Raw genomic sequence first — 7,651 nt, 5'->3', positions numbered from 1 at the left:
CAGGCGGGTACCAAGCTGTGATTCCAGCAGCGCAACGTACTTGCCCACCATCACCGCCGACATCTCCAGCCGTGCCGCCGCACCGGTAAAACTGCCGCTTTCCACCACGGCAATAAACGTCTCCATGCTGCGAAGCTTATCCATATTCCAAACCCTTGGTTAGCAATCTTCTAACTTTAGCCCAGTTTATCTGCATTTTTATTTATTAAAGAATAAAGGCTCACAACAGAAGGAGTCAGCTATGAAAATCGTCATTATTGGTGCCAGCGGTACGGTCGGTCGTGCGGTAACGGAAGAGCTGAGTCGTCGCCACGAGGTCATCCGCGTCGGCCGCACGCAGGGCGACGAGCAGGTGGATATCACCTCGCAGGCGAGCGTCCAGGCGCTGTTCGAGAAAATCGGTCCGGTAGATGCGATTGTGTCCGCCAGCGGTGGCCTCTATTTCGGCCCGCTCGCGACCATGAAAGACAACGACTTCAACCAGGGCCTGCAGGATAAACTGCTCGGGCAGGTGCGCCTGGCGCTAACCGGCCAGCACTACCTGAATGAAGGCGGCTCGATTACGTTGATAAGCGGAATTGTGGCGCACGAGCCGATTGCGCAGGGCGTGAACGCCACCACGGTGAATGCCGCGCTGGAAGGGTTTGTTCGTGCGGCAGCCTGCGAACTGCCGCGCGGGATCCGCATCAACCTGATTAGCCCGACGGTCCTCACCGAATCCGTCGAGACGTACGACGGCTTCTTCCCGGGCTTCGAAAGCGTTCCCGCCGCGACCGTGGCGCAGGCCTACCGCCGCAGCGTGGAAGGCGTGCAGACCGGGCGCGTGTACAAGGTCGGCTACTGATCCTTGCGGGCGGCGATCAGCACCAGCATCGGGCGCTCCGCCTCTTCGGCCAGCGCGGGCCAGGCGTCAATCTGCGCCTGCGTTGGCCCCCACTCGTTGACTTCGCTTATCGTTAATCCGGCCCTGATGAGCGCGTTAAGCGTGGTGCCCAGCGTGCGGTGGTATTTGATCACCCCGTCCGCCAGCCAGTTGCTGACGCGCTGGCCTTCGTCCTGATAACGATTCACGCCCCAGAACCGCTCGCCGCTATCGTCGGTCAGCCAGCCCTGACGGGAGGCGCAGGTGTATATTGGATGCTCCATCGAAAAGACCAGGCTGCCGCCGGGCTTAAGCGCGCGCTGAACCTTCGCAAACAGGGTATCCAGCTCCGGCAGGTAGTGCAGCGCCAGAGAGCTGTAGACCAGATCGAGGCTGTTCTCGTTGAGCTTAAGTGATTCCAGATCGCTACGCTGATAGTGAATCCGTGCGTCGTCAGTCAGTTCAGCCGCGCGGGCGAGCATCTTTTCTGAGATATCGACCCCCGTGACGTCAGCAGCGCCCAGCTCGCGCGCGGCGCGGCAGAACCAGCCGTAGCCGCAGCCGAGATCGACAACCGATTTGCCGGTTAAATCCGGCAGCATGCTTTTTAGTGCAGGCCACTCTGGCGCGCCGTCCAGACCCTGTACCGAACGCGGAAGCTGGGCGTAGCCTTCAAAAAACGCCGGGTTGTCGTAGATGTTTTGTGCCATGGCAGATCCCTCTTTAAGAATGTGACTCCCAGTATAAAGCATTGCCTGCGGCCTGATGCCCTCACCCCAACCCTCTCCCACAGGGAGAGGGAGAAATGCACATCAACCCACTACGCCCCAAACCAGATTACCCTTATGGAACGTTGCGGTACGCGGGGAAATGCGCGCCACGGCTTCGGCTGAGCAGGAGGCGTCCACCAGCACAAAGCTGGCGTCGTCCTGCGCTTTTGGCCACACGCGTTCGCCCTTGTCGTTCAGCGGCAGCACGTCGCCGGTGGCGATACCTAATGCGCGGGAAAGGGTCTGCTCGTTCGGGCGGATGTAGAGCTGGGCATAAAGATTGGCTTTCTCCAGCATGTCCCCCAGACCGTACGGCGACCAGTGGTCGATTACGCTGTCGGTCCCCGTCATCACAAACACGCCCTTCTCGCGCAGCTGCTTCAGCGGCATATGCAGGGTGCCAATCGGCACGGTGGAGGCGATGGTCACCTGCTGCGCCGCCATGCGGGTGGCGATCTCATCCACCTGCTGCTCGTTGAGCGTCGCCAGCGCGAAGGCATGGCTGATGGTCAGCTTGCCCTTCAGCTCCGGCGTTTTCTCCACGGTTTCGACCATGTAGTTCACCGCCGCCACGCCCGCCGGGCTGGTTTCGTGCAGGTGAATATCCACCCCTTTGTCGTAGTCCAGCGCAATCTGGAACATGGTATCGAGAGATTTCTCCATCGCGCCGTCAACGTTGGTTGGATCCAGCCCGCCCACGTAGTGCGCCCCGGCCTGCATCGCCTCGCGCATGAGCTTTTCAGAATTCGACAGCAGCAGCCCGTGCTGCGGGAAGGCGACGATTTCACAGTCAAAACCAGGTTTGCGGCGCGCCAGGACCGCCTGCAAATTTTCCAGGTTTTTCAGGCCGGAAACCGGCTCAATATTGCAATGGCTGCGGGCGATGGTGGAGCCTTTCGACTGGATCAGGTCGATCAGCTTTTCCGCACGCTCCTGGGTGTAGGGCTGCAGCTCGGGCAACAGCTTCTGTTCCAGGCGGATCATATCCTGAATCGTGGTGCCCGCCGGGCGGTTGAGCGATCGCCACGGGCCGCCGTAGAAGGTTTTATCCAGGTGGATGTGCATGTCGCGCATTGCCGGGAGCATCAGCTTGTTGCCCGCATCGTAGTGCGGCAGCGAGTCGTCGGCGTGGCGCTTGTTGTCGCGCAGGGCGACGATCTTCCCGTCCTTAATCTCCAGCGTTTTCAGCTCGGTGCGTGTGCCTGTCGCCACGCCGCCGTCGACATTAAACCCGGCCTCCAGCAGCACGTTGTCGAGGTAGTAGTGTTTTGCGGTGATGCTCATCGGTTTGCCGGTCTCGCAGGTTGGCTTTGCGGAGTCAGCAGCATACGCGACGGATCCGGTCGCGCCAAACAGCGCGCAGGCGGTGACCATTTTGCCGCTCTGGCTGATAAACTCGCGGCGGCTTTTGTTTTCACTCATCTTATCTTCCTTCATTCACAATATGGGTGCCAGTTTCTCCACGCAGCGCCGCGGGCAGGCAGTCCGGCGAGGTGATAATCACGCGTTTGCCGCCGTGGTGTAAGAATTCCAGCGAAGCGACGATTTTGGGGAGCATGCTGCCTGCCGGGAAGTGGCCTTCCTCCATATAACGCCTCATCTGCGCCACGTTAACGGTATCCAGCGCCTGCTGGTTTGGCTTGCCGAAGTTGACGCACACCTTTTCCACGCCGGTGGTAATCACCAGCACGTCGGCGCCAATCTCCCGCGCCAGCAGCGCGGTGGAGAGATCTTTATCAATCACCGCGTCGACGCTCTGGTAATCGCCCTGTTCGCTGCGCACCACGGGAATACCGCCGCCGCCCGCGCCGATCACCACGTATCCTTTTTGAGTGAGCGTCTTAATGGCATCCGCCTCGACAATCCGCAGCGGCTGCGGTGAAGCCACCACGCGGCGATAGCCACGGCCGGAGTCCTCAACAAAACGCCAGTCCGGGTGCGCGCGCTGCAGCTCGTCGCGCTGCGCCTCGCTGAAGAACGCACCGATAGGTTTCGTCGGGCGCGTAAAACCGGGATCGTTTTTATCCACCTCCACCTGCGTGACGACCGTAACCGCTTTTTGCTCCCCGCGCGCGGCCAGGCGGTTGTTCAGCGCCTGCTGGATCAGGTAGCCGATGCCGCCCTGGGTGTCCGCCACGCAGTTTGCCAGCGGCGTGAGGGGAAGCCCCTCCCGCTCGTGGGCAATTTCAGCCCGGCGCAGATCCAGCCCCACCTGAGGGCCGTTGCCGTGGGTAAGCACGATGTCATAGTCGGAGGCCAGCATTTCGAGCACTGACTCTGCCACCGCTTTCACCGCCTGCGCCTGATGTTCAACCGACTGACTGGCGTTGTCTTTGATAATGCTGTTACCGCCAATGGCGACAACCATAAGCTCTTTCATACGTGCTCCTTCGCAACGGTACCCGGTTCAGCGCTCGCCGCTTCACGGCTATCCAGCACATGCTTCACCACAAACATGCCGCCCATCATCAGATACGCGGTGACGAACATCAGCGAGCTGCCTTCGGCAAAGCCCACGACCGGGGCGTGGATCACCCCAAACAGCGCCAGCAGCGCCCCACACGCAGCGGCCACGGCGCCGCGCAGCGGTTTGTTGATGATGGCGAAAATGGCGATACAGCCCCACAGCATGCTGGCGAGCGGTGCCCCGTTCCCCAGATGGACTAATCCTTCGTAGTAGATCCCTTTGCTGTGCAGCACGTCGGTACCGATCTTCGCCGCGCTGGTGCCCGCCGCGCCCATCACGCTGTTCATCATGGTCAGCGCCCAGTTGGCGATCCACGGGAACAGACAGATGAAGATCACGGGTACCTCCACTTTGGGCGTTTCCCTCACCACCTGATTGGCGGTGACCACGCCGATAAACACCAGAATCGGCACGATGGCGGTCATCGGAATGATGGCGAGCATAAACGCCCCCAGCCCGAACAGCGGCACGATGAACATGGTCACGCCGGAGGCCAGCGTGTAGCCGATGCTCGCCCCCATCGCTTTCCAGCCGGGATGGCCGACGTAGACCGTCACCGGGAACGGGTTCCCCATCAGGCAACCGAGCATGGAGGCCAGACCGTTCGCCAGCATGACTTTACGCGTCGGATATTCATCCCCCGCCGCGTGGGCGCTTTCGATGTTCTCCAGATCAAAGATGTAGTTCGCCAGCCCCAGCGGCACGGCAGATGCAAGATACGGCAGCGCGTGCGGCAGGCCCTGCAGGAAGCTCTCCACGTGCACCTGCGGCGGGTTAAAGCCGAAGGATGACATGGACGCTTTAATCGCTTCCGGGCTCTGCAGGCCGGAGATCCACGCCAGTGCGGTACCGGCTATCAGCAGCAGCAGGCCGGTCGGGATGCGGGCGAAAATCGGCTTTTTACCGAACCAGTTAATGAAGATCAGCAGCAGCACGATAAACGACACTGTCGGCGCTTCGAACGCCTGCAGCATCGGGTTCATCGCCAGCAGCAGTAGACCCAAACCGGACAGGCACGACAGCAGCACGGTGCGCGGGATCATCTTGCGGATGGTTTCCCCTAAAAACGAGCCGCCCGCGAGGATCATCGCCTCAACAAAGCACCACACCAGGCCAATCTGGATGGCAAACTCCGCATCACCGGTCTGCTGATAAACCGGCATCAGCACCAGGAAGGTCACGGTAAAAATTGACGGCGCGCTGGGGCCGGACGGCAGCGCGGTGACGTCCGTTCGTCCGGTGGCGCGCGCCATCTGCATGCCGAACCAGGCATAGCAAATACTCGCGGTCAGCACCGCCAGCCCGAAGGCCGGCGCGATGCGTCCATAAACAATCTCCTTCGGGATGCCGACGACAAAAATGAGCAGCCCCATCATGGTCAGCAAATTGGTCAGGTTGTTGGTCATCAACCCGAAATACGCCGCCCAGTCACCTCTTTTCCACTCCAGCTTCATGTTTTTCATGGATGCTTGCCTTATAAAAAGTAGCGATCGCGGAAGGTCAACAGCGCCTTTTCAAAACAGCTAAACGGCGGGTGAACGATGCCCGCCCCAATCATGCCGATGCCCGCATCTTTGTGGGCAATGGCGGTGTTAATCACCGGCAGAATGCCGCTGCCCGCGACTCTGGTGATGTCGATGGCGGTCGGGATCCCCATAAACGAGAGCAGCGGAATGGTGACGTTCGGGTTTTCGCCGAGGGTGATTTCGCGCATCTGGCGGGAGAAGTCGATAGCTTCCTCCACCGTGCCGCCCACCAGCGCAACGATTGCCGGGGCCGTCGCCATCGCAAATCCGCCGATGCCGTAGGTTTCGGTGATGGCGCTGTCGCCGATATCCAGCCCGGAGTCTTCCGGCTTATAGCCCGCGAACATCGGGCCGATCACCTGCTGCGCCGGGCCGGTGAACCACTGCCCCGGCAGGCCGGAAATGCGCAGGCCAAACTCGTAGCCGTTGCGCGCCATGGTAGTGACCACGGTGCTGTACTCAATCCCGTGAGCGGCGTCCAGCGCGGCCTTACACATCGCCATCCACGTCGGGCCGGAGAAGTAGTCGCTGCTGGCGACAAACTCAAATACCTCGCGCTGCTGCGCCACCGGATAGCCCGCCTGAATCATCCCCGGCGTCAGCGCCTGGATCAGCAGCGTGGTGCCCGCGTTGTTGCGGTTGTGGCACTCATCCCCCATGTGCAGCGCCTGGGCCAGCATCAGCCGCAGGTCGATTTCGCCGATAATCTTCATCGCGTCGCGCAGCATCGGACCTAGCACGTCGCGCATCCAGTTCAGGCGGTCGATGACGCTCTGGTCGTTGGCCCCCATGCGCAGGATCTTCGCCATCTGCTCGCTGAGGTTAGTGAAGGCGCGGTTGCCGTAGGTTTTGTTCTCAACGATGTGCATAAACATCGACGCGGAGGTGACGCCCGCCATCGAGCCCACGCAGTCGTGCTCGTGGCACGGCGAGAACGTAATATCACCGGAGGCGGCAAGCCGTGTCGCGTCGTCCAGATCTTTCGCCAGCCCTTCAAACACCAGCGCCCCGGTGACCGCACCCTTCATCGCGCCGCACATGTTTTCCCAGGAGACAGGCGGACCGGCGTGCAAAATGGTGGTGCGGGTCATCCCCGGCACAACGTTAATCGCCTGGTCATAGCCCACCAGCACCGGATGGGACTGAATAATACGCTCAAGCGCAAGCTTGTTGGCGGCGGCGATCTTCTCCGCCAGCGGTTTTTCCGCCAGCTGGTCAAGCGCCTCAACGACCTGCATATTGCCCTGCCCCGGCGGCGTCCAGTCGAGCTGGGTGACGGATACGTGCTGTTTTTTAAGATCGTCGCTGAACATCGCGATGCCAACGTTGATGACGTTCAGCGGCTGGTTGAATAAGGTGGTCATTATGCGTTCTCCCCTTTGCAGACAAATTCGCGTGCCAGTAATCCGGTATTGGTACTGCTGCTGGCCCAGATGACGCCTGCGTCGGTCAGCAGCTGGCACTGCTGCGCCAGCGACTGCGGATCCTGGTCGGTACCCAACACGTAGCCGAGGATTTCCAGCGGACGGTTATCGGCCTTTGCAATTGCCTGCGCCTCTTTAATGGCGTCGAGCATCACGCCGACCGGATCCTCGTGCGCGCCGAAGCCCAGCACGAAGTCCATCACGATAACGCCCACCTCCGGATCGCGCGCCTCCTGCAGCAGGCGACTGATGCGGTTGGTCGGGTCGATCATTGGGTGTGGCTTGCCGTTGGTGAAATCGTCGTCGCCAAAGTCGAGGAAGGTATGGGCTTTACTGACGCTGATGTCCTGCAGGCGTTTAGCGGGATCCGGCTGGATATTGCTGTAGACGTCGTCGAATTTCGCAAGCGCCGCGAACATCGCCTCGTCGCACAGGGTGCCGCCGCAGAACAGGCCGCGAATGTACTTCTGCTGCGGGGTCAGGCGGGCGCGCACCTCTTCAATCAAAGGCCAGTTGAGCGGATGCAGATCAAGGGACTCTTTTTTGATGCCGGTGAGCAGGACCGCCTTCAGGGCTGCCTCTTTGGTGCCGCGCGCAAACTG

The 7,651-nt window shown here is 60.8% G+C and carries 7 protein-coding genes and 1 pseudogene; 1 reads left to right on the top strand and 7 read right to left on the bottom strand.

The features are described 5' to 3' along the window. The coding region (locus DOU50_RS02085) for a helix-turn-helix domain-containing protein (RefSeq protein WP_148768669.1) at positions 1 to 144 on the bottom strand (144 nt) is incomplete at its 3' end. A 97-nt stretch (positions 145 to 241) separates the two neighbouring features. Between DOU50_RS02085 and DOU50_RS02080 the strand changes: the two genes are divergently transcribed. Further along, entirely contained in the window at positions 242 to 844 is a 603-nt protein-coding gene (locus DOU50_RS02080; RefSeq protein WP_148768668.1) for a short chain dehydrogenase, read from the top strand. Here the strand turns inward: DOU50_RS02080 and DOU50_RS02075 are convergent. The 6 genes and pseudogenes from DOU50_RS02075 to DOU50_RS02050 all read right to left on the bottom strand — a co-directional run. Further along, entirely contained in the window at positions 838 to 1,572 is a 735-nt protein-coding gene (locus tag DOU50_RS02075) for a class I SAM-dependent methyltransferase (RefSeq protein WP_148768667.1), read from the bottom strand. The two genes, DOU50_RS02080 and DOU50_RS02075, sit on opposite strands and share 7 nt — an antisense overlap. Before the next feature lie 102 nt (positions 1,573 to 1,674). Further along, positions 1,675 to 3,054, bottom strand: a complete 1,380-nt coding sequence (locus DOU50_RS02070) for an amidohydrolase family protein (RefSeq protein ID WP_148768666.1) — start codon at positions 3,052 to 3,054, stop codon at positions 1,675 to 1,677. 1 nt (position 3,055) lies between these two features. Then, positions 3,056 to 4,012 (bottom strand): carbamate kinase family protein, encoded by a 957-nt coding sequence (locus DOU50_RS02065; RefSeq protein ID WP_090418321.1) that lies wholly within the window; start codon positions 4,010 to 4,012, stop codon positions 3,056 to 3,058. Further along, entirely contained in the window at positions 4,009 to 5,562 is a 1,554-nt protein-coding gene (locus DOU50_RS02060; RefSeq protein ID WP_148768665.1) for a xanthine permease, read from the bottom strand. Before DOU50_RS02060 ends, DOU50_RS02065 begins: the two co-directional genes overlap by 4 nt. Before the next feature lie 11 nt (positions 5,563 to 5,573). Further along, positions 5,574 to 6,989, bottom strand: coding sequence for a DUF1116 domain-containing protein (locus DOU50_RS02055; RefSeq protein ID WP_194266115.1), 1,416 nt, complete (start codon positions 6,987 to 6,989; stop codon positions 5,574 to 5,576). After that, positions 6,989 to 7,651 (bottom strand): annotated as a pseudogene (locus DOU50_RS02050) (FdrA family protein); the annotation flags it as partial. The gene DOU50_RS02055 and the pseudogene DOU50_RS02050, both read right to left, overlap by 1 nt.

The sequence above is a fragment of the Enterobacter sp. C6 genome, assembly GCF_008122455.1.
In the GTDB taxonomy this organism is placed as follows: domain Bacteria; phylum Pseudomonadota; class Gammaproteobacteria; order Enterobacterales; family Enterobacteriaceae; genus Enterobacter; species Enterobacter pseudoroggenkampii.
The sequence above is the reverse complement of the archived record's forward strand: the minus strand, read 5'-3'. Positions and strand labels throughout refer to the sequence as shown.